This is a genomic window from Prevotella sp. P6B4 (assembly GCF_000619985.1).
Classification (GTDB): Bacteria; Bacteroidota; Bacteroidia; order Bacteroidales; family Bacteroidaceae; genus Prevotella.
Genome location: NZ_JHVE01000006.1, coordinates 167,698 through 190,903, shown reverse-complemented (window position 1 = coordinate 190,903; position 23,206 = coordinate 167,698). Strand labels below are relative to the sequence as shown.

Sequence of the window (23,206 nt, the reverse complement as noted above, 5' to 3'; positions counted from 1 at the left end):
CGTCTATGGCTACAACAGGGCAGAATCATATGGCCTGTACTCCATGCAAATGCAAGGAGCTATCACCATTTTTGCCGCAAATATCAAGAGAATCCTCAAACTAATCTGAGCAAAGAATATATTTCTCAAAAAAAGCTCTTTAAGAAGCCGTATAAACCTCATCTGGGGGTATTACTGACCACAAACTGAAAATTGAAAAAAGCAGATTGCCAATCCGTATGTAACGGCTATATGCAATCTGCTTTTAATAAAAATCAAGGTTGCCCCCTCAAATGGAGGGCTTTTTCAGTGCCCTCCGATTGAGTGGGATTTCTTTTTTTTTCTTATAACTTCTCTCCGTAACAGAGGTCGCCACAGTCGCCGAAGCCAGGAACGATGTATTTATGTTCGTTCATGCCTGGGTCGATAGCAGCGCACCAGATGGTAGAGCCATCAGGGAGCGCACTCTTTACGACCTCAAGACCCTCGGGCACAGCAATCACACAAGCCACATGGATTTTCTTAGGCTTGCCCGTTCTTACCAGTGCCTCGATACTTGCTGCCATCGAGCCACCTGTCGCCAGCATGGGATCAACAATTACCAGTGTTTTTCCTTTGGCACTTGGTGCAGCCAGATACTCTGTATGTACGCCTACTTCGGTATGCTCACGGTTGGTGTACATACGATAGGCCGATACAAAGGCATTGTCGGCATGGTCGAATACATTAATAAAGCCTTCATGGAAGGGAAGTCCTGCACGCAATACGGTAGCAATCAGGAGATCCTCCTTAGGCAATTGGATATCCAGTGTGCCAAGTGGTGTTGTCACCGTCTTCGGTCTGTACTCCAGTGTCTTCGACAGTTCGTACGCCATCATCTCGCCTACGCGCTTGATGTTATGACGGAACAGCAGTCGGTTCTTCTGATAGTTCTTGTCTCTCAGCTCAGCCATATACAGGTTGATCACCGAGTTAGTCTTACTAAAATCTACAACTTCAATCATACTATTTCGTTATTTGTCCGATCATTCAAACGCCACAAAGGTACAACTTTTTTCCTTCAATCGCAAGAAAATACAGAAAAAACGACAAAGAGTAACGTTTTTATCGTCAGGACAAATCGGAAGGACTGATTCCAAACTCTTCCTTAAAGCATTTGGTAAAGTAGCTGGGAGCAGTAAAACCAACCTCGTAGGCAACCTCAGAGATGGTTTTATCACCTTTCACCAATAACTGGTAACCGCGATTTAATCGGGCTGTACGCAGCAATTCCACAGGCGAAGAACCTGAGATGGCCTTTACTTTACGATATAGCTGCACGCGACTGAGATTCATGGCTGCGGCCAAATCGTCAACACTCAGATCGCTATCTGAAAGACGAGCCTCAACAACATCCTTGAATCGGATAATGAACAGCGGTTCCTGAGTTGGCTCTTCGACTGTAGGTTGTTGTCTTACAGGTTGTTTAGCTACGTTTTCTGCTTCCATATTCCACAGATTATTGACGATGCGTTCGCGCTGAGCCGAAACCTTACTGCGATAATACAGGATAAAGAGTACAAGGGCAAGGGCTAACAGAGCAATAGCAAAGAGTGCCAACAGCGAGATGGTGCGCTGCGTTGACAGCTGTTCAAGATAGCCAGCAGCCTTTTTCTGAAGTTTATTAAGATTATGAGCCTGACGCACTACCTCGTCGCTTTCAAGTAGCAGCACCGTTGCATTATCACGAGTTACGAGAGCTGATGTGAGCATCGTCTCCTTTTGGTATTGTTTACCATCGAGTATGTCGATGGCCAGTTGTAGCAGTTGGTCGCCACGTGTAGGATAGATATACGATGCATCAAGCAGCGAATCACGCACTTGCTGAATACCGCCATCAACTCCTGGCAAAGCATCAATACCACAGAACATCGGCAGTCTGGCGCCTCGCTCTTCGAACGCCTTACGGGCACCAATGGCAGAACGGTCATTATGACCAAACACAACATCGATGCCATTCAAATCACCTTTCCAGTTTTTCACTGCCTCATAAGCCGTAGGCTCAGTCCAGTCACCTTGTATCTCGGTCACAACCTTGATTTCAGGATAAGATGCTATGGCAACGTGAAAACCATTATAACGCTCCTCGGCGGGAGACGAACCTTTAAGGCCCATAATCTCCATGATAGTACCCTTGCCGTTAAGCTGTGTTGCGATATATTCGCCCATTATGTGTCCCATCTCGTAGTTGTCGGCACTTACAAAGGCGGTATACTTGCGTGAGTCTGTCTTACGTTCAAACACGATAACAGGTATGCCCTTGTCGTATGCGCGGTCGATGGCAGGTGATACCGATGTCAATTGATTAGGAGCCACAATCAGCAGACTGATACCACTCGCTACCAGACTGTCTATCTGTTTACTCTGAAGTTCAGAATCGTCGTGAGCAGCAGTAAAACGTAGTTCTACGCCCTCATGGAAGTTAGCCTCCATTCTCATCTCGGCGTTCTGCCAATCACGCCATATATCCTCAGAACATTGTGAAACACCTATTATATATTTAGGTTCGTTTTGCTTGCAACCCATCAGCAGGACTGCAGCAAACGTAAAAAGGTAAATTGATAAGTTCCTCATAATCGTCTTAAGTTTTATGTTGGCAAATATAAAAAAAAGTTCTGATATACAAGACATTCTTGCGTAATTTTTGTATATTTGCCAACAGATACTAACAAAAAACGTTCATTTGATAACAAAAATGATACATTGAAACAATTTTTGAACGGGATGAACGATATTTTAACGCTGTGCTAACGATACATTTGTACTTTTGCAGCAGAAATTTAAAATCAAATGAGTACTAACAATTAAAACAAGCAACAATGAAAGAACTAAAGAAAATGTTTCTGAGTTTTGCACTCTTGCTGATGAGTACTATAATGTACGCTCAGACAGAGATCAGTGGTACGGTGGTCGACGCTACAGGAGAATCGTTCATCGGCGCCACAGTGAAGGAGAAAGGAACATCAAACGGTACTGTGACTGATTTCGATGGAAACTTCACCTTAAAAGTAAACGAAGGTGCTATCCTCGTTATCTCGTACATTGGCTACCAGACACAGGAGGCGCCAGCACAACAAGGTATGAAGGTAACGCTGAAAGAGGACAGCGAACTACTGAAAGAAGTGGTAGTAACTGGTTATACCACCCAGCGTAAGGCAGACCTGACTGGTGCCATCTCGACCGTAAGCGTGGATGAAATAGCCAAGCAGAACGAAAACAACCCGATGAAGGCTCTGCAAGGTCGTGTACCAGGCATGAATATCACAGCCGATGGTAATCCATCAGGTGCTGCTACGGTTCGTATACGTGGTGTTGGAACCCTGAACGACAACGATCCACTTTACATTATCGACGGCGTACCCACAAAAGCTGGTATGCACGAGTTGAACGGTAATGATATCGAGAGCATCCAGGTGCTGAAGGATGCTGCCTCAGCCAGTATCTATGGTAGCCGTGCAGCCAATGGTGTGATCATTATCACCACCAAGAAGGGTAAGGATGGCAAGGTGAAGGTGAACTTCGACGGTAGCGTTGCTACATCATTCTATACCAATAAGATTGAGACTATGAACGCCAGTGAGTGGGGACGCGCCTACTGGCAGGCTTGCGTGAACGACGGTGTGAACCCAAGCAACAACAATCTGGGATACAACTACGACTGGAGTTACGACGCTAAGGGCAATCCCGTACTGAATAATATGACTATGAACATGTATCTGGACGAGAACGCCAGTGTACGTGCAGGTGATACAGACTGGTTTAATGAAATTACACGCACAGGTGTGGTACAGCAGTATAATCTCTCTGTAAGCAATGGATCGGAGAAGGGAAGCTCATTCTTCTCACTGGGCTACTACGACAACCAGGGAACCATTAAGAAAAGTAACTTCAACCGCCTGTCGGCTCGTGCTAATGCAGACTATAAGTTATTCGACGGCAAGGTGATCATTGGTGAGAACTTCACTATGAACCGCACAAAGGGTGTTGACGCTCCCGGTGGTGTGTTGGAGCACGCACTGGAGTTCAATCCAAACTTCCCTATTTATGCAGAGAATGGCAAATATGCTCAGGCACTGGGTGCTTACTCTGAGCGCGAGAATCCACTGAGCATGATCGACAATGCAAAGGACAATGAATATACACAGTGGCGCTCATTCGGCGATGTACATCTGAGCATCACTCCATTCAAGAACTTTATGATTCGCACCACTCTTGGTATGGACTACACACAGAAAGAGCAGCGATTCTTTACCTACCCTATCGAAAATGGTAAGGTAAAGCGTACCGATAGTGCCGTAGAGAGCAAGCAGGAGCACTGGATGCGCTGGATGTGGAACGCCATAGCTACCTATAATCTTGAGATCGGCAAACATCGTGGCGACGCCATGATTGGTACTGAGGTGAATCGTCAGGACTACAAGTGGAACAGTGCCAAGCGCTATGAGTTGGCTATTCTTAACACCGACTACATGTGGCCAAGTGCAGGTGCAGGCAAGCAACTGGCAGAAGGTTCAGGCGAAGGTTTCAGTCTTGTATCTTTCTTCGGAAAGGTTAACTATACCTATGATGACAAGTATCTGGCTAGCTTTACTATCCGTCGAGATGGTTCGAGCCGATTTGGTACAAACAACCAGTACGGTACATTCCCATCAGTATCTGCAGGCTGGCGCCTCTCAGAAGAGAAGTTTATGGCTAAGACAAAGGGCTGGCTCGACAATCTGAAGCTGCGCTACTCTTGGGGACAGACTGGTAACCAGGAGATTTCGAACACAGCACGCTACACCCTCTACAAGAGCGTTGTATCAACAGGACTGTGGGGCAGCGGACAGGCTGGTTCATCATACGACATTAGCGGTAAAAACGGCGGATACGATCTGGCTAACGGTTACGTACGCAATCAGCGCGGCAACGACGATATCAAGTGGGAGACAACCACACAGCATAACATCGGTCTAGACTTCGCTATGCTGAGAAACGAAATCTATGGTAGTTTCGACTGGTTCAATAAGAAGACTACCGACATTCTGCTCTTCATGGAAGGTATCGCAGCTATGGGTGAAGGTTCTGGTCAGTGGATCAATGCCGGCGAGGTAAAGAACAACGGTTGGGAGTTGAGCATTGGTTATCGCCACCAGTTGGAGAATGGTTTCTCGTGGGACATCAACGGAAACATCAGTAAATATGTGAACGAGATAACAAAACTGCCTGAGACAGTAGCTGCCAACGGTAAGTATGGTGGTAACGGTGTGAAGAGTGTTGTAGGTCATCCTATGTTCTCGCAGGTAGGCTACATCTACGACGGGATCTTCAAGAGTCAGGAGGAGATTGATAATCATGCTACACAGGAAGGTGCTGGCCTGGGCCGCATACGCTATAAGGACCTTAATGGCGACGGCGTTATTACTGAGGCCGACCAGGACTGGATTTACGATCCAACACCCGACTTCACTTGGGGATTGAACATCTATCTGCAGTATAAGGACTGGGATTTGACTATGTTCTGGCAAGGCGTACAGGGTGTTGATGTAGACTGTCGCGGATATAAGTCGCAGACCGACTTCTGGGCCAACTCAGCCATCAACGTACCTTATCTGAACAAGGGTAAGCGAGCACTCGATGCCTGGAGCCCAGCTAATCCTGGCAGCAACATCCCTGCACTCACCACATCGGATACAAACAATGAAGGACGTGTTTCATCTTACTATATAGAGAATGGTAGTTACGTGAAGCTGCGCACCATACAGTTGGGTTACAACATACCTAAGAAGGTGACAGACAAGCTACACACAGACCGCATACGTCTTTACGCTTCGGCTCAGAACCTGATCACTATCAAGAGCAACAAGTTTACAGGTGCAGATCCTGAGAACCCTGGATTCAACTATCCTATTCCCCTCAATCTTACATTCGGACTTAATGTTTCATTCTAAAATATAGCAACGATTATGAAAACGATATATAGAACAATCTGCGCAATCTGCGTAATCTGCGGTCTTACTGCCTGCTCTGATTTCCTGGAGGAACAGGTGCCACAGGCAACGCTGACTCAGGACGAGGTAAAGAACCCTGAGTATATCGACAACGTGCTGATTTCAGCATACGCTGGACTGGTTTCGATTGAGGATATGAACGCATCGTTCTCACTCTGGAACTACGACACACGAAGCGACGACGCATACGTTGGCGGTTCAGACTTCTCTGATGGTGAGCCTTTCCACAGACTAGAAAAGAGTACTGGCGTAATGACTACCGACTGGCCTTTCAGTTCTATCTGGAATCGCTTCTACAACTATCTTTCACGCGTTAACTTGTCGCTTGATATTCTGGCAAGTGCCGATCAGGAGAATGCTACCATACAGCAGCGTACTGCCGAGATGAAGTTCCTGCGTGCATACGGCCACTTCCAGCTGAAGCGACTATTTAAGAAGATTCCATTTGTGAACAAGCCAAACATGCAGGAAGAGGACTACAATAATCTCTCGAACACAGAGTATACCAACGACGAGGGTTGGCAGCAGATTATCAACGATCTGGAGGATGCCTACGCAGTACTGCCAGAAGCTCAGACTGAGAAGGGACGCCCAACAAAGGCCGCTTGTGCAGCATTCCTGGCTAAGGTATATCTGTATAAGGCATATCGTCAGGACGATGCCAGCAGCAATCAGGTAACAGCCATCAACGAGGCAGACCTGCAGAAGGTTGTAGATTACACCAATCCAGCCATCTATACCAAGGCCGGCTATGGTCTGGAGCCAGATATGCACAACAACTTCCGTCCTGAGGAGCAGTACGAGAACGGCAAGGAGAGTCTGTGGGCTATCCAGTACTCTAGAAACGATGGTACAGTTTATGGCAATCTGAACTTCTCTTACAGACTGATTGTTCCATGTATTCCTAAGGTACACGACTCTGGTTGCGACTTCTATAAGCCATCGCACAATCTGGTAAGTGCCTATCGCACCAACAGCGACGGTCTGCCAATGCTCGACACTTTTGCAGACGAAGAATACACCGTAGGCTCAACACAGACTGTAGATCCAAGACTGTTTGTAACAGTAGGTGTACCTGGTACTCCATATATGTTCAACCCAAGCTTTATGATTGCCGAGAGCAACGCATGGAGCCGCTCAGGTGGTACATTCGGATACTTTGTATCGCTAAAGCAGAATGTTGATCCATCTCTTACTGACAGCTATCTGTATCTGTGCGATTCACAGTGGGCAAGTTCGATGAACCGCATCGTTCTACGCTATGCTGACGTTCTGTTGATGCGTGCTGAGGCACAGGCTCAACTGGGACAGATTTCTGAGGCTATCGCCCTGGTAAATCAGGTTCGCGAGCGTGCAGCTGGTATGGCAACAGGCAGCGTGGTTTCCAACTATCCTAATAAGTATGGTGTACACTATGCAGTAGGTAAGTACAACGGTAGCTACAGCAAGGACGAGGCCATGAAGATTATCAAGATGGAGCGCCGATTGGAGCTGGCTATGGAGAGCGAGCGTTTCTTCGACCTGGTACGTTGGGGCGATGCAGCAACTGTACTCAACAAGTACTACTCTACAGAGAGTGAGAAGATGAACTTCCTGAGCGGATCGCAGTTCACAGCCAACAAGAATGAGTACCTGCCTGTACCATTCGAGCAGATGGCAGCATCTAACGGACACTACACTCAGAACTGTGGACAGTGGTAAGAATCGAGTTAAGATTTAAAAATTAAGAATTTAGAGTTAAGAGTTATGAAAACGATATATAGCATTATCTGCGCAATATGCATCGTATGCGGGCTCACCGCTTGTAACGATGATCATACGGGCAGCATCGACGTAAGCGGTTCATGCTTGGTTGAGAAGTTTGTCCTGAACGGACAATACGAAGGTACCATCAACACAGAGAAGCGACTGGTAAAAGTAAAAGTGCCCGTAGATTTCGCCCAGAAGGGTGATATGGAGATAACAAGTCTGACAGTATCTGCTGGCGCACAGACCAATATGAAGGTGGGCGACCACATCAACTTTGATGCCGATCGCAATCTTCACATCAGCAATGGCGACTTGGTAATGGACTATCAGGTAAGCGTACGTAACGACGAGGCCTTGATGTCGCTCTTCATACTTGAGGGTGTGAAAGGTGCCATAAACCAGCAGGACAAGACTATCACCGTAAGCGTGATGGCCAACAGCGGTATCGACCTTAGCAATGCTACTTTCGAAGTTGAATGCAGCGAGGATGCCACATGTAGTCCAGCTAGCGGCACTAAGGGCAACTTCACTGAGCCGTTCCAGATTACACTTAACGACAACACTGCTACCACAGTATATACGGTTTACGTAACACTGATTGAGGATCCTATCGCACTGTTTGTTGGCGATGCAGAGAACATCGAACTGCTGAACGACGAGGAGAAGGCTGCTGCCAAGTGGCTCACTGGTAACATCGCAAGCGCTGCCTACGCATCATGGAGCGACGTAGCTGGCGGAAATATCTCACTCGAGAAGTGTAAACTTATATTCTTCCACCGTCATTGTTCATCATACGGCAACTACAACGGATTTGCTGAGGCTGAGCAGGGTGCTATGACAGCACTGGCCAAAATGAAGGAATACTGGCAGAAGGGTGGCGCATTCGTACTGGGTCGTAGCGCTGTGAACTACGCTATCGCACTGGGTGCTATGCCTGAGGACGCTTATCCAAACAATGTTTGGGGCGGCGGAGGCGGCGAAGGCTCCGACCTGATGGGCGACGATCCTTGGCATACATTTGCCTACGACATCACTCACCCACTATGGAATAACCTGAAAACCTATCCAGGTGCGCCTGACAATGCCATCTACACACTCGATAAGGATTACACTATTTGTAACACCACATCGCAGTATGGATTCTGGGATACTTATCAGGGTGGTAAGGATGCTGTGGAGGCTAAGACCGGTGGTCGCGCACTGACTGGCGACAACAGCGTGAACGCATGGGAGTTGAAGGCCGCTAACGGCGAGTTTGGTAAGGGTGGTATCATCTGTCTTGGCTCAGGTCTCTACGACTGGAACTCTCCTACTCCTTTCGAGTCGAACTATCACGACAACATGGGCACTATCCTGCTCAACGCATTCAATTATCTAACCAAATAAATACAGTAAGTTATGAAGACAATGATATATTCAGTATTCGCACTCATGCTGTCAGCCTCTGTGCTGACGGCGTGCAGCGACGAGGAGTTCAGCGGCGATCCCGCAAAGGACTGGAACGGCACAACCACATTCTTCGCTTCGACTGATGCTGCCGGCTTTGGCACATTCTATACACCAGCTGTTGGCCGTGTAGGCGACCCCATGCCTTTCTACGATCAGAAGAGCGGCGACTTCAAGGTGCTCTATCTGCAGGAGTTCATCAACAACATGACTTATCGCTTCCACCCCATTTGGGCTGTATCTACCAAGGATGGTGCTAACTACGAGTCGCTGGGCGAGTTGCTGGCATACGGTGCTAACGACTATCAGCAGGATGCAGCACTGGGTACAGGTTGCGCATACGAGAAGGATGGTACATATTATATCTACTACACAGGTCACAACGGCAACTGCAAGAACCGCGAAGTGGTGATGCGTGCAACATCTACCGACTTTAAGACCTGGACTAAGGACGAACTTTGGACTCTGAACGGTCCTGACTTCGGCTACTCAGGGAATGACTTCCGCGATCCACAGATATTCGTAGCCGACGACAACCTCTATCACATGGTTATCTCTACCTATCCTAATGGTGGTGGCGACCCTGTATTTGCTGAGTTCAAGTCGAACGACATGAAAAACTGGGAGCACGTAGGCCGTATCCGTATGATTTGGGACCGTATGCTGGAGTGTCCTGACATCTTCAAGATGGGCGACTACTGGTACATCGTGTTCAGCGAGAGCTATCGCGCCAGCTGGAGCCGTAAGGTTAAGTATATGGTAGCCTCAACCTATGAGGAACTGAAGAACTGTCTCAATGACGGACCAAAGTGGGCTCCTGACGGACACGAGGGCGTGCTCGACAGTCGTTCACTCTATGCAGCCAAGACTGCTTCTAACGGCACAGACCGTTACATCTGGGGATGGTGCCCATTCCGTTCTGGTAGCGATATTCACGAGAAGAACACCAACGTAGGTGCTGGCGACGGCAACGAGCCCAACTGGAGTGGTGCATTGGTTTGCCACAAGGTTATACAACATAACGATGGTACACTTACTCTGGGTGCAGTGCCTGCAATGGCAGCCAAATATAATCAGACAGTTAACGCTACAGTGATGGAATCGAATGGCTACAACAATGGTTCACTGAGTGGCGATGGAGCATACGTACTCTACAACCGTCTGGGCACAGCCAACCACATCTCGTTCACTGTTAAGACTTCGAACAACTGGGATAAGTTTGGTGTATCATTTGTACGCGGTACTGATTCGAAGAAATACTATACAATGGTTGTTAACCCCGAGTGGGAAGATGGCCGCAAGATTAACCTCGAGCAGGAAGGCGAGGAAGGCAAGGGCTTCATCGAGGCTGCCGATGGTTATAACTTCGCACGCCCTAGTGACAATGTCTACAACATCGACATCTACACAGATAACTCTGTACTGACTCTTTACATCAACGATGTATGTGCCTACACCCAGCGCATCTATGGCATCCAGAAAAACTGCTGGAGCATCAACAACTACGGTGGCTCAATCACAGTTAGCGACGTGAAGGTTAGTCAGCAATAAAATACAGCGAATGTTTTTAGTTAGTTATTGTATTAGGTTCATAATGTAATTAATTGGTTAAATTTAGTTGGTAAGGTAATGGATTGATTCAAAGTAAGAACGGTGCGGCTCGTGAGAGTCGCACATTTTTATTGAAGTGTAGTATTTGCAAAGTAGTTAGAAAACAATTGCACGCTAAGTACTTTGCAATTGAAAAGTACTTAGAGAAAAATGGCATATGATTGCAAGCGTATAAAAGCTTACCTTTTAGCCTGCAAAAGTATAACTTTTAAACTGCAAAAGTATAACTTTTAAACTGCAAAAGTATACCTTTTAGCCCCCAAAAGCATACCTTTAAGACTATAACCTATCATTTATCGTTCATTACACAGAAAAAATGTTGCAATGAACGATTATTCTTATTGTTTGAAACATTATTTATAGGTTATACGCACAATTTGTACTACTTTTGCAACAGAAAATCTAAAAACGTACAATCAGAATGAATAGCAAAATGAGAAGAACGGTAATGATGGCGGTGGCAGCCGTACTGACCTCTGCATCGGCGATGGCCCAAGTAACACCGATGGTGCTGGGCGAGAAGCATGCCATGCTGCGAGTGGAACAACCAACCAAGTACTTACTGCTGCCCGTACAGGAGACTGAGGACATTGCGGCTATAGCCGTGGTGAACGGGAAGAACGAGATGACACAGCGTATCAATGTGAAGCTGGCAGTAGATCGCGTAGATTATTACGTGCCCTACGAGTTGAAGGATGCCCATTTGCTCGACATCGAGTTTCATGGCGACCGCCGTCTGAAAGGTGCCGTAGGCGAGTTTGCCTGTTGGAAGGAAATCAAGTATAGCGATACCTTCGACACCACTAATCGCGAGCGCTTCCGCCCAATATATCATCATACTCCCGTATACGGTTGGATGAATGACCCGAATGGCATGTTCTACAAAGATGGTGTATGGCATCTCTTCTATCAGTACAACCCTTATGGTTCACAATGGGAGAATATGCACTGGGGCCACTCTACGTCGAAAGACCTGGTGCATTGGGAAGCACAGCCACAGACATTCGAGCCCGACTGGTTGGGTAGCATCTTCAGTGGCTCATGTATCACCAACGGAGATGATGTAGTAGCCTTCTACACCTCAGCCGGTCACCACCAGACACAGTCGATGGCCATATCAAAAGACGGTGGAATGACATTCAAGAAATATGAAGGAAACCCTATACTGACCAGCGACAAGCCCGACTTCCGCGACCCCAATGTGTTCTGGTTTGAGGGCACCAAGCGCTGGGTGATGATCCTGGCAGTGGGTCAGGAGATGCAGCTCTACTCGTCAGAGAACCTAAAAGACTGGAAATACGAGTCAGCTTTCGGTCAGGAGTATGGCAATCACGGCGGCGTGTGGGAATGTCCTGACCTCATGAAGATCAACAATAAGTGGGTGCTCATCTGCAACATCAACCCCGGTGGTCCATTCGGAGGTAGTGCCACACAGTACTTCGTGGGGCAGTTCGACGGGCATAAGTTTACCTGCGAGTCGATGCCAAAGGTTACCAAGTGGATGGATTATGGTAAGGATCATTACGCTACCGTATCGTTCTATAACGCACCTGAGGATCGTCATGTGGTACTGGCATGGATGAGCAACTGGCAGTATGCCAATCAGGTACCTACCAAGCAATACCGCTCGGCCAACAGTATCCCCCGCGACCTCGGACTGTTCAACTATGGCGAGGAGACTTATGTAAGCGTAGTTCCATCGAAGGAGATGCTGGCCATGCGTGGCGCCAAAGTGAAGAAGCCTACTGAGGCTTGCGAGATTGTGGTGGACGTGAAGAATCAGGCCGAGATTGTGCTCTCGAATACCAAGGGCGAGCAGGTGGTGATGGTTTACGACGGACAGCGACAGAGTTTCAGCATGGACCGTACGAAGAGTGGCGACGTGAGCTTCAGTGAGGCTTTTGCATGCACATCTATCGCTCCTACCTATGGACATATCAAACAGCTGCGATTGTTTATCGACCGCTGCTCTATCGAGGCCTTCGATGCAGAAGGAAAAATGGCCATGACCAACCTGGTATTCCCATCAGAACCTTATAATAGTATCAAGGTGAAGGGCGGAAAAGTTACAATCTACGAAATTAAATAGTTAGACATATGAAAAAATTTGCTCTGATCCCCGTGATGTTCTGCTTTTTCGCCATGGGATTTGTCGACCTGGTAGGCATCGCATCGAACTATGTGAAGGAAGACCTGCAGTTGACCGACTCTGTCGCCAACATCTTCCCATCGCTCGTATTCTTCTGGTTCCTGATTTTCAGCGTACCTACAGGCATGCTGATGAACAAGATCGGACGTAAGAACACCGTATTGCTATCGCTCGGCGTGACTATTGTATCGCTGCTACTGCCTCTGTTTGGCGAGAACTTCCCGATTATGCTCTGTGCATTCTCGCTACTGGGAATTGGTAACGCACTGATGCAGACATCGCTTAACCCACTGGTATCAACCGTGATGGGCGGCGGGAATCTTGCATCAACACTTACCTTCGGACAGTTTATCAAGGCTATTGCCTCGTTTCTGGCCCCATATCTGGCCATGTGGGGCGCCACACAGGTACTGCCCTCGTTCGGCTACGACTGGCGAGTGTTGTTTATGATCTACTTCGTGGTGGGCATTCTGGCTGCAGCACTATTGGCAATTACGCCTATCGAAGAAGAACAGACGTCAGGCAATGCTTCTACATTTACAGACTGTCTGAAGCTGCTGGGCACACCTATCGTACTGCTATCGTTCTTTGGTATCATGTGCCATGTAGGAATCGACGTGGGCACCAACACCACAGCCCCGAAGATACTGATGGAGCGACTGGGACTGACGCTGAACGACGCCGCATTTGCAACCAGTCTGTACTTCATCTTCCGTACCATCGGCTGTCTGACAGGCTCTTTCTTCCTGCGTGTATTGCCTAATCGTACCTTCTTTGTGATTAGCGTAGTGATGATGGCACTATCAATGTGCGGATTGTTCATCGGCACTGAGAAGTGGATACTCTACACAGCCATCGCACTGGTGGGTTATGGCAACTCCAACATCTTCTCAATCTGTTTTGCACAGGCTCTGACAGCAATGCCGCAGAAGCAGAACGAGGTATCAGGATTGATGATTATGGGACTGTTTGGCGGAACTATCTTCCCACTGCTGATGGGATTTGCCAGCGACGCCATGGGCCAGGCAGGAGCAGTCATCGTGATGGCTATCGGAGTGATTTATCTATTTACCTATATTAAAAACGTAAAAAACAACTAAGAATTATGAAGAGATATATCGTAGGCCTCGGAGAGGCTTTGTGGGATGTACTTCCCGATGGAAAGAAATTAGGTGGTGCACCAGCCAACTTCGCTTATCACGCAGGACAATTCTTAGGCAGTGATAACACCATTGCCATCAGCGCACTGGGTGAGGATGCACTGGCAGAGGAGACCATTGAAGCTCTGAAGGAGCACAACTTGAACTACCTGATGCCACGGGTACCCTACCCCACAGGCACTGTACAGGTAACCCTGACAGGCGATGGTATCCCCACTTACGACATCAAAGAGAACGTGGCATGGGATAATATCCCATTCACAGACGAGATGGACGAGATTGCCAAGAACGCACGTGCCGTATGCTTCGGATCGTTAGCACAGCGCAACGTGGTATCACGCGAAAACATCCGTAAGTTTCTCGATGCCACCCCAAAAGACTGTTTGAAGATATGCGACATCAATCTGCGCCAGCAGTTCTACTCGAAAGAGATACTGGAGGACTCATTCTGTATCTGTGACATCTTGAAGATCAACGACGAAGAGTTAGTGGTTGTTAGTCGCATGTTCGGTTACGACAGTCTGGATATGCGCGGCACCTGCGAGAAGATAGTTCAGGACTATCACCTGAAGATGCTGGTACTGACCTGCGGCACCAACGGATCGTATGTATTTACCGACGACGGGCTGACATCGTTCCAGGATACGCCAAAGGTTGAAGTTGCCGATACGGTAGGTGCAGGCGACTCATTTACAGGCTCATTCTGTGCTTCAATCATCAACGGCAATCCCGTACAGCAAGCTCATAAAACAGCTGTACAGGTAAGTGCTTACGTGTGCACTCAGAACGGTGCGATGCCAGTGATTCCTGCAGAACTGAAGAAATAAAGGCTGTACCCTCATCTCAGGCAGACATACCATCTGAATGAATAAAAATGGCTGGAAGTTTTGGAGCTTTCAGCCATTTTTACTAATTTTGCACCCGATTACTAATTATTATTACTAAAACAATGCGAAGAATCATCATCCTGATTGTCTTCATGCTGACAAGGTGGATTGTGCCAACAAACGCACAACCTCAATGCACCGTGACCCATTACGACGAAACCAATGGCATGGCACAATGGTTTGTTACCCAGATTGTACAAGACAAGAAAGGCATGATATGGTTTGCCACCTGGAACGGACTGAACCGTTTTGACGGCTACACACTGGAATGCTTCAAGACACGCGTAGGCGATGGTATCGACCTGCCTTCGAACCGCATACAGGATGCCGTACTAACCGATGATGACAACCTGCTGTGCAAGATTGAGGAGCATATATTCCTGTTTAACACGAAAACCTGTAAGTTCAGCAAGGTACAGCCCGAAGAGGAGCGCAAGCAGTTGCTGATGTTTCAGCGACGCATCACGCATCCCAGCGTACCGCATAGCGATATCTTTGAATGTCAGGATAAGTACGGCGTAAGGTGGGCTATTGGGCGCGACGGCCATATCGCCTATAAGCAGAACGGACAATGGATAACCTACCCTACCAGTATCGGGCAATACCGCTATCTGCACTACGGACTGACAGACCATCAGGGAAACGTGTGGTTCCGCAGCGAGAACTCGGTACACAAGCTGACGTTCAGTCAGAAGAGCTTCAATATGCTGCCACAGGACAAGCCCATGCATGTGCGGGCATTCTGCATCGACAACGCCAAACGGTACTGGGTCACCACACGCGACGATGCCAGCATCCGGCTTTTCGACAAAGACAACCATCTGTTAGGCTACCTGGGACGCGACGGCCGACTGCATCCATCATACACATCGTTCGGCTCGCCTATCTATCATGTGATGCAAGACACACATGGAACCTTCTGGCTGGCATCGAAACCAGATGGACTGTACAGGCTCCGTGAGCATAACGGCAGTTTCAACATCTCACACTTCTCACTAAACAGCAACGACCTATACAATATCGCAGAGGATCAATACGGGCGACTCTGGGTGGGAACCTTTGAGGGCGGTATCAACTGCATAGAACAGCCACAGGCCGAGCAACCCGTTATCAGGAATAAGAGCAACGGTCTATCATATCCACAGGATGCAGCACCAAGGGTACGACAAATCCATATTACCGAAAACGGCGTGCTGCTAGCAGCTACCAACTCCGGACTATTAGTTGCTGATGTATCGAAAAAAGACGCCCGACAAGTACGTTTTAAGCTACACAGTCGGCATGCGCAAGAGGCTGAGAGTCTGTCGAACAATGCCCTGATGTACGTACTCGAAGACAGCAAGCATCGCATCTTCATCTGTACGGAGACTGGTGGCATCGACCAGATAGCCTCAAGCAACCTCTTGGCAAAGGATCTATCTTTCAGTCATTTCAACACCGCTACCGGCTTTGCATCAGACCTGACACAATCTGCCATTGAGGCAGATGGGGCTATCTTGATAGTCAGCAGTAATCAGCTCATCAGCTGGAATCCTGACAACAAGCAAACAGCCGTGTTCGACGCCAACTATTGGAAACATTCGTTCCGCTATTCGGAAGCCATTCCTGCGAAGTTGCCTGATGGGCACATCATCTTCGGCCTGCAGGACGGCGCACTCGTGGTCGACTCGAAATCGCTCCGTAAGAGCACATTCGTGCCGCCTATCGCACTCACAGCCCTATCAATCCATAACGGCAGTCCAGACCTGGCAGTCGACGGTCTCAACACATTATTACTGAAACGACCGGAAGACCGTGACATCACCATTCATTTTGCAGCATTGGACTACGCAGACGGAGGTAGCATCAACTATGCCTACCAGTTGGGGGATGACGCATCATGGCACGAAATAGGCAAGGAGCATTCTGCCACCTTCCTTAACTTGTCGCCTGGTACATATCAGCTCAAGATACGTTCAACCAACAGTGATGGTGTATGGGCAAACAATGTTCGCACGCTAACCATCATTGTGGAGCCCACCTTCTGGGAGACACGCTGGGCACAGCTACTCTACACCCTGATACTGATAACAGCGGTTTGGGGCGTGCTACGCACCCGACGGTATATCATCAGACTGAAGCGTCGCCAGCAAGAACTGCATGAAGCCTATCTGGCATTACTCAATGCGGGTAGTGAAACACGCGACGACCATCAGGAGCCAATGCCCCGCCAAGTGATGAAACCCGAAGACGAGGCTTTCATGCAACGGGCAGTAGCCTTCATCGAGAGTCACCTGTCGGATGCCGACATCAACATAGGCGATATGGCCGAAGCAACTGCCACCAGCAGATCGGGGCTGAATCGGAAGATGAAATCGCTCTTGGGCGTTACACCACTTGACTTTATTCGTGAGGCTCGCATGCGTAAGGCATGTGCCATGCTGAAGAAAGGTCTGCTGGTAAAAGACGTAGCCTATGCCTGCGGCTTTACAGACGTGGTGTACTTCAGGAAATGTTTTAAGGCAGAAACAGGCATGACGCCCTCGGAATACAGGGATGAAAATTATGGCAGATAGGAGGTAATATTGTGTCAAATACCCAGTACTGACACAATCACCCCCTATCATTGGGATGTTTTTCCACCTGCGTTTTTTATTAATAGTGTACTTTTGCAGCCGACATTTATTTTTCATAGTACTAACTATTAATAAAAAAACAAAATTCAATGAACCAACAATTCAAAAGGTTTACAGTAGTGATAGTATCATGCATGCTATGGCTCGTGAGTTTTGCCCAGCAGACGGTAACCGGACTGGTGAAAGATGCACAGGGCGAACCTCTTATTGGTGTTAGTGTGATGGTTAAAGGTACCACGAATGGTACGGTGACCGACTTCGATGGCAAATACACCATCCTGTCAGTCAAGCCATCAACACAACTTCAGTTTTCCTACATCGGCTATCTGACCAAGACAGTCACTGTAGGCAGTCAGTCAACCATCAACGTAGTGATGGACGAGGACAACGCATCGCTCGACGAGGTGGTCGTAATCGGTTATCAGACTGTACGCCGTCGTGACCTGACAGGATCGGTGGCCTCGGTATCAGGTAAGAACGTAGCTTCGGCTCCTGTAGCCAATCTGACACAGGCGCTGCAAGGAAAACTGCCTGGTGTGAACATCGTATCGCAGGACGGCCGTCCCGATGCCTCGGTTTCTATCCGTGTACGCGGCGGTGGTTCTATCTCACAGAGCAATGAGCCACTGGTACTGATTGATGGTATCGCTGGTTCGATGAGCGATATTCCTGCCGATCAGGTAGAAAGCATCGACGTGCTGAAAGACGCCTCATCGACAGCCATCTACGGTGCGCGTGGTGCCAATGGTGTTATCCTGGTAACCACCAAAGGAGCCAAAGAGGGTAAAGTATCGGTATCGTACAACGGCTACGCCAAGTTCAACACCCCCACCAAGTATCTGGAATCGCTCTCGCCCTATGACTATTTAGCTTATACCTGGGCGGTGGCAGATGCCTATAACCCCACCTATGCCACTGAGATATCGAACTTGTTCGGACTGGCCAATGGCGGTATAGAGGCCTATAAGAACGTAAGCAAGTATGATGTACAGAAGGATGTGTATGGTAACTCTTTCTCACATAATCACGACCTGACCATCTCTGACGGCACCGATAAGACCAAGGTGCTCTTCTCAGTAAACTACATGGACGAGGAAGGACTGAAGATCAACTCGTATAAGAAACGTGCTAACATTTCGCTGAAGTTCAACCAGAAACTGGCCAAGAACCTCGATTTCGCACTTGATACACGCTACGTCGATGTGCAGAGCATGAGCAACGAGGGAACCACCAGCGGACAGGGTTCCATCCTGTCGTTCGCCTACCGTTTCCGTCCTATCGCCACAAGCGACATCAAGGGCGACCTTGGTGCCTTACGCACAGGCAATATAGATATGTATGGCCGTCAGACACTCTGGGACCGCTATAGCCCATACGAGCGCATCAAAGACTACGAGCCACTGTCAATGCGCCAGCATCTACGCGCTACAGCCTCGTTGAACTGGGGCATCGTGAAAGGACTGACCTATCACACAGATTTCACCTTAGCACGCGGCTGGAACCAGACCAAGAACTGGAGTGGCGCTACCTATTCAGACTATCTGAGCGACGAAGGCGAGAAACTGTTTGCCGGCGACGCACAGTATGCACAGGGCAAGAGTTGGAGCCTGCGTTGGACCAACACATTGAACTACGTCATTGATATCGCCAAGGGCCACAATCTGAATGTGCTGTTGGGTCAGGAGGTCACCAACTCGGGTGGCGAGAGCATCGGTGTAAACGCCAACCACTTCCCAGCCAACTTCAGCAAGGACAATGCCTTTGCCATGATCAACCAGTATGATCCTAACGCAGGCAAGACCACCAATTTCTACTCAGGATTCTCTACTCCCGAGCGTATTCTCTCATACTTCGGACGTCTGAACTACAACATGCTTGACCGCTATCTGCTCACTGTGACCATGCGTGCCGATGGTAGTTCTAAGTTCTCGCCTAAGCACCGCTGGGGTTATTTCCCTGCAGCTGCTCTGGCATGGCGCATCACCGAGGAGCCATTCATGGCCAGTGTCAAGAGCTGGCTCGACAATCTGAAACTGCGCGTATCGTATGGTACGGTAGGTAACGACGGTATCAGTGCCGACCTCTGGTCGCAGACCTGGGCAGCCGAGACCGATAACCGTTGGCGTTACATCATGAACGGTGCCTTCCTCCCCTCGTATGATCTTGCCTCGGCATCGATGGCCAACGAAGACCTGAAATGGGAGACCACCATTACACGAAACATCGGTCTGGACTTCAGTTTACTGAACGGCCGACTCTGGGGTACCATCGATGTCTATAAGAACACCACCAAGGACCTGCTGATGAACACATCGCTGCCTGGCATTACCGGCTTCACTTCGACATTCGCCAACATCGGCCAGACCAGCAACAAAGGCTTGGAGCTCTCATTGAGTGGTGTTATCTATAAAGATAACGACTGGAGTGTAACCGCCAATGCCAACATCAACTTCAACAAGGGAAATGTTGACAAATTAGCAGATGGAGTAACTGGTGAATATGGTACACAGTGGATTCAGATGCGTATGCCAAGCGACGATTATATTCTGAAAGTCGGAGAGCCCGTAGGCCTGGTATATGGTTTGGTTGCGCAGGGCTACTACACACCTGCCGACTTTGATTATGATAATGGTTGCTATACCTTGAAGAAGGGAGTTGCCGATCTGGCCTCGAACCTCTCTCAGTTCTATGGCGTGCCCAAGGACGGACGTCCAGAAGGTCAGGTGGCTTATCCCGGTATGCCCAAGTATCAGGATACAGACAATAATGGTGTGATTAACTCGGAAGACTACACCATTATCGGCGACATGAATCCTACACACACTGGCGGCTTCAATATCAATGCCACCTTTAAGGGCTTCGATCTGGGCCTATACTTCAACTGGAGTTACGGCAATAAGATCTACAACGTAAATAAGTTGGCCTCGATGTACGGTTACAAGGATAACGGTATCTTCATGAACAAACTGGATTTCATGAAGGATGCCTACAGATACTACGACATCGTGAACGGCGAACTGGTTCGCTATACAGCACCAGAGGACCTGAACCGACTGAATGCGAATGCAAAATATGCCAATGCCTACCACGAGACAGGTATCGTTTCGAGTGACGGTATTGAGAATGGCTCCTATCTTCGTTTGAACACACTCACATTAGGCTACAGTCTGCCCAAGCAGATCATCAACAAGATTGGCATGAGTAACTGCCGTATCTACGGAACGGTATATAACTTATTGACAATTACCGGCTACGACGGTCTGGATCCTGAGGTGAACACCAACAGCAATCAGGGTAACGCAGCCTATCCAACAATCGGACTTGACTGGGGAACCTATCCTCGTTCACGTTCGTTCGTAATTGGCCTGAATGTTCAGTTTTAAGAAATAATAATGACGAAATGATTATGAATACCAAAAATATAAAAACAGGCGGTTTTCTGCTTTGTGCTATGCTCTTTGCTTCGTGCAGCGACTATCTCGACGTAGAATCGCCAGCCAAAAACGATGATGCATTTGTGACATCATCAACAGACGAGACCTTCAAAGCCCTCTCATGGGCATACGCTGAATACCGACAGAACTGTGCTTCGGGCGGTAACTACCATTGGGAGGACTGCACATCGGATGCCGAATACTATCCAGAGTTCAACTCGCCTAATAACACCATCGGTATGCTGATGCCCGAAGAAACCAAGATCAGCGGCAAGCAGTCGCAGTTCAACTCGCTCTACAGCGCTCTGGCCCGCGCTCGTCGTGTGGCTGACGTCATAGCCAAAAAGGATGATTATGCCAAAGCCGTTGAAACTGGCACCACCAACATGTGGACCCAACTCTATGGCGAGGCTATGACACTTTATGCATACTGCTATTTCCACCTGACCAAGCACTATGGAGATGTGCCCTTCGGCATTGAGAACTCTGTAGCTACCGAAGGCTATCCGCTGGTATCGCGCTACGAGATCTACGATAAACTGATTGCAGAGCTGCAGGCTGTTGAGCCACTGATGTACAAGTTAGGTGAAGGCGGCATCACAGTAGAACGCATGTCACGCACATTCACTGATGGCCTGATTGGACAGATGGCTTACTACGCTGCTGGTTGGCAGACAATCCGTACGGATGTAAACGGTCTGTACGGCGACGTACAATTCGACAAACAGGGCACTGAGGCAAACGGATGTGTTTACGCTCGTCGAACCGACTACAAGACATATCTACAAACAGCCGAGAAGTATTTCTCAATGGCACTTAACGAGAATAAGGGAACCTGCCAACTGGTGACTGCCGACGGTCGTGGCTACTGCAACAACCCATTCCAGATGGTGTTCCAATATGCGCACAACAACCAGATCAGTCCAGAGTCGCTCTTCGAGATCGGCAACATGGAGACTATACAGAGTGAGCGTCCTTATAGTCAAGGCCGTCCTTCAAATGGTGGTGGTTCGAATGCAGCCCCCTGTAAGGTGTTTGGTGCCTTCCGCGTGGTGCCATCGTTCTACTACACCGGATTTGAAGATGGTGACAAACGTATGGATGTCAGTATGACCGTAACCGGCAGCAACGGCGACGGCAATGAGGTATTACTATCGTTCCTGAACGGCAATAAGTGCAAAGGCGGCATCTCCAACAATAAATGGGACGACAATCGCATGAATCCACCTTATGTCCGTGCACAGCGCCAGTCGGGTATCAACTACGTAGAACTGCGTATGGCCGACGTGATGCTGATGCTGGCAGTATGTAAAGCAGAACTGGGCACCGACAATGCCGGAGCCATCAGTCTGGTGAACCAGATACGCCAGCGCGCTTTCGGCGACAATAATCACGCCATTGCCACTGGTCTGAGTGGCGAAGCACTGCTTGATGCCATCTACAAGGAGCGTCAGCGCGAGTTACTCTTCGAGGGTACGATACGCTGGGACATGATCCTATCAGGCAAGTTCACGGAGCGCACCAACCAGATGCGCGCTCAGGTCAAGGAGATGATTGCGGGATTGAAAGCAAACGGATATTACACCTTTAACAATGGTCGCACAATCCCTGCATACGTATGGACCAAGAATGTACATCTGGAAAATCCACTTACCTTTGATGCTGATCCAACTAATGCAGCACTCTTCCCTGGCTGGAGAGGACAGTATGACTACACCACGATTACCGACGTAAAAGCAAAGGTTAAGGGCAATGACCACAATGTAGCCATTAAGGGCTTATTTAAGTATATCGATCCTGACAGTCACGAGGCTCATGCACTGGAAGCCGACGGATATGTGAAAACAAACTGGGGTATTGACGTAGTTGCCGAAGAGGCAGGCATCTACGACCGCAATCTGCTTTCAGGTCTGGGAACAGCCGGCAATGCACCACGTTATTATCATCCGATTCCATTTGAGGTACTGACACAGTCGAAAGGCCAGGTAACCAATGGCTACGGACTTCCACAGAAATAGAAGATTTTAGTTTTTGTTAGTTAGTAAGAATGTATTAAGTTATTTATTAGTACAGGTTAGTTTTAGTTTTTTGTGTAGGAGAGTGCAAGAGCATTCTCCTACTTATTCTCAAAAAAAAGAAAAAGAACT

12 protein-coding genes are annotated in these 23,206 nt (G+C 48.4%); 10 read left to right on the top strand and 2 right to left on the bottom strand.

Annotated elements, in window-relative coordinates:
• Nucleotides 1-323: 323 nt before the first annotated feature.
• Together upp and T491_RS0105955 are read right to left on the bottom strand one after the other, a co-directional pair.
• On the bottom strand, nt 324-980 hold the full coding sequence (gene upp / locus T491_RS0105960) for a uracil phosphoribosyltransferase (protein ID WP_028903080.1): 657 nt from the start codon (nt 978-980) through the stop codon (nt 324-326).
• Nucleotides 981-1,089: 109 nt separating this feature from the next.
• Nucleotides 1,090-2,592: a substrate-binding domain-containing protein gene (locus T491_RS0105955; protein ID WP_197018805.1), complete on the bottom strand. Its 1,503-nt coding sequence runs from the start codon at nt 2,590-2,592 to the stop codon at nt 1,090-1,092.
• 245 nt (nt 2,593-2,837) lie between these two features.
• Here T491_RS0105955 and T491_RS0105950 point away from each other — a divergent pair, with 245 nt between their 5' ends.
• The 10 genes from T491_RS0105950 to T491_RS0105905 all read left to right on the top strand — a co-directional run bounded on the left by T491_RS0105950 (nt 2,838) and on the right by T491_RS0105905 (nt 23,077).
• Nucleotides 2,838-5,948 carry a TonB-dependent receptor gene (locus T491_RS0105950; RefSeq protein ID WP_028903078.1) on the top strand — a complete coding sequence of 1,037 codons (3,111 nt, stop codon included), beginning with the start codon at nt 2,838-2,840 and terminating at the stop codon, nt 5,946-5,948.
• A 15-nt stretch (nt 5,949-5,963) separates the two neighbouring features.
• Nucleotides 5,964-7,709 carry a RagB/SusD family nutrient uptake outer membrane protein gene (locus T491_RS0105945; protein ID WP_028903077.1) on the top strand — a complete coding sequence of 582 codons (1,746 nt, stop codon included), beginning with the start codon at nt 5,964-5,966 and terminating at the stop codon, nt 7,707-7,709.
• A gap of 45 nt (nt 7,710-7,754) precedes the next feature.
• A complete protein-coding gene (locus T491_RS0105940; RefSeq protein ID WP_028903076.1) occupies nt 7,755-9,143 on the top strand; it encodes a DUF4960 domain-containing protein in 1,389 nt (462 codons plus the stop codon).
• Between the two features lie 12 nt (nt 9,144-9,155).
• Complete coding sequence (locus T491_RS0105935; protein ID WP_028903075.1) at nt 9,156-10,754, top strand: glycoside hydrolase family 32 protein; 1,599 nt, start codon at nt 9,156-9,158, stop codon at nt 10,752-10,754.
• Nucleotides 10,755-11,247: 493 nt separating this feature from the next.
• Nucleotides 11,248-12,903, top strand: a complete 1,656-nt coding sequence (locus T491_RS0105930) for a DUF4980 domain-containing protein (RefSeq protein ID WP_028903074.1) — start codon at nt 11,248-11,250, stop codon at nt 12,901-12,903.
• A gap of 8 nt (nt 12,904-12,911) precedes the next feature.
• On the top strand, nt 12,912-14,063 hold the full coding sequence (locus T491_RS0105925; protein ID WP_028903073.1) for an MFS transporter: 1,152 nt from the start codon (nt 12,912-12,914) through the stop codon (nt 14,061-14,063).
• A 5-nt stretch (nt 14,064-14,068) separates the two neighbouring features.
• On the top strand, nt 14,069-14,950 hold the full coding sequence (locus T491_RS0105920) for a carbohydrate kinase (protein WP_036915411.1): 882 nt from the start codon (nt 14,069-14,071) through the stop codon (nt 14,948-14,950).
• Between the two features lie 122 nt (nt 14,951-15,072).
• A complete protein-coding gene (locus tag T491_RS0105915) occupies nt 15,073-17,565 on the top strand; it encodes a helix-turn-helix domain-containing protein (protein ID WP_028903071.1) in 2,493 nt (830 codons plus the stop codon).
• Nucleotides 17,566-17,759: 194 nt separating this feature from the next.
• Nucleotides 17,760-21,008: a TonB-dependent receptor gene (locus T491_RS0105910; RefSeq protein WP_028903070.1), complete on the top strand. Its 3,249-nt coding sequence runs from the start codon at nt 17,760-17,762 to the stop codon at nt 21,006-21,008.
• A gap of 23 nt (nt 21,009-21,031) precedes the next feature.
• A complete protein-coding gene (locus T491_RS0105905; protein WP_036915437.1) occupies nt 21,032-23,077 on the top strand; it encodes a RagB/SusD family nutrient uptake outer membrane protein in 2,046 nt (681 codons plus the stop codon).
• The last annotated feature ends 129 nt before the right edge of the window (nt 23,078-23,206 follow it).

Coding starts and splice junctions, on each gene's coding strand:
- T491_RS0105955 (WP_197018805.1), bottom strand. CDS start 2,592: ATGAGGAACTTATCAATTTACCTTTTTACGTTTGCTGCAGTCCTGCTG.
- T491_RS0105950 (WP_028903078.1), top strand. CDS start 2,838: ATGAAAGAACTAAAGAAAATGTTTCTGAGTTTTGCACTCTTGCTGATG.
- T491_RS0105945 (WP_028903077.1), top strand. CDS start 5,964: ATGAAAACGATATATAGAACAATCTGCGCAATCTGCGTAATCTGCGGT.
- T491_RS0105940 (WP_028903076.1), top strand. CDS start 7,755: ATGAAAACGATATATAGCATTATCTGCGCAATATGCATCGTATGCGGG.
- T491_RS0105935 (WP_028903075.1), top strand. CDS start 9,156: ATGAAGACAATGATATATTCAGTATTCGCACTCATGCTGTCAGCCTCT.
- T491_RS0105930 (WP_028903074.1), top strand. CDS start 11,248: ATGAGAAGAACGGTAATGATGGCGGTGGCAGCCGTACTGACCTCTGCA.
- T491_RS0105925 (WP_028903073.1), top strand. CDS start 12,912: ATGAAAAAATTTGCTCTGATCCCCGTGATGTTCTGCTTTTTCGCCATG.
- T491_RS0105920 (WP_036915411.1), top strand. CDS start 14,069: ATGAAGAGATATATCGTAGGCCTCGGAGAGGCTTTGTGGGATGTACTT.
- T491_RS0105915 (WP_028903071.1), top strand. CDS start 15,073: ATGCGAAGAATCATCATCCTGATTGTCTTCATGCTGACAAGGTGGATT.
- T491_RS0105910 (WP_028903070.1), top strand. CDS start 17,760: ATGCTATGGCTCGTGAGTTTTGCCCAGCAGACGGTAACCGGACTGGTG.
- T491_RS0105905 (WP_036915437.1), top strand. CDS start 21,032: ATGAATACCAAAAATATAAAAACAGGCGGTTTTCTGCTTTGTGCTATG.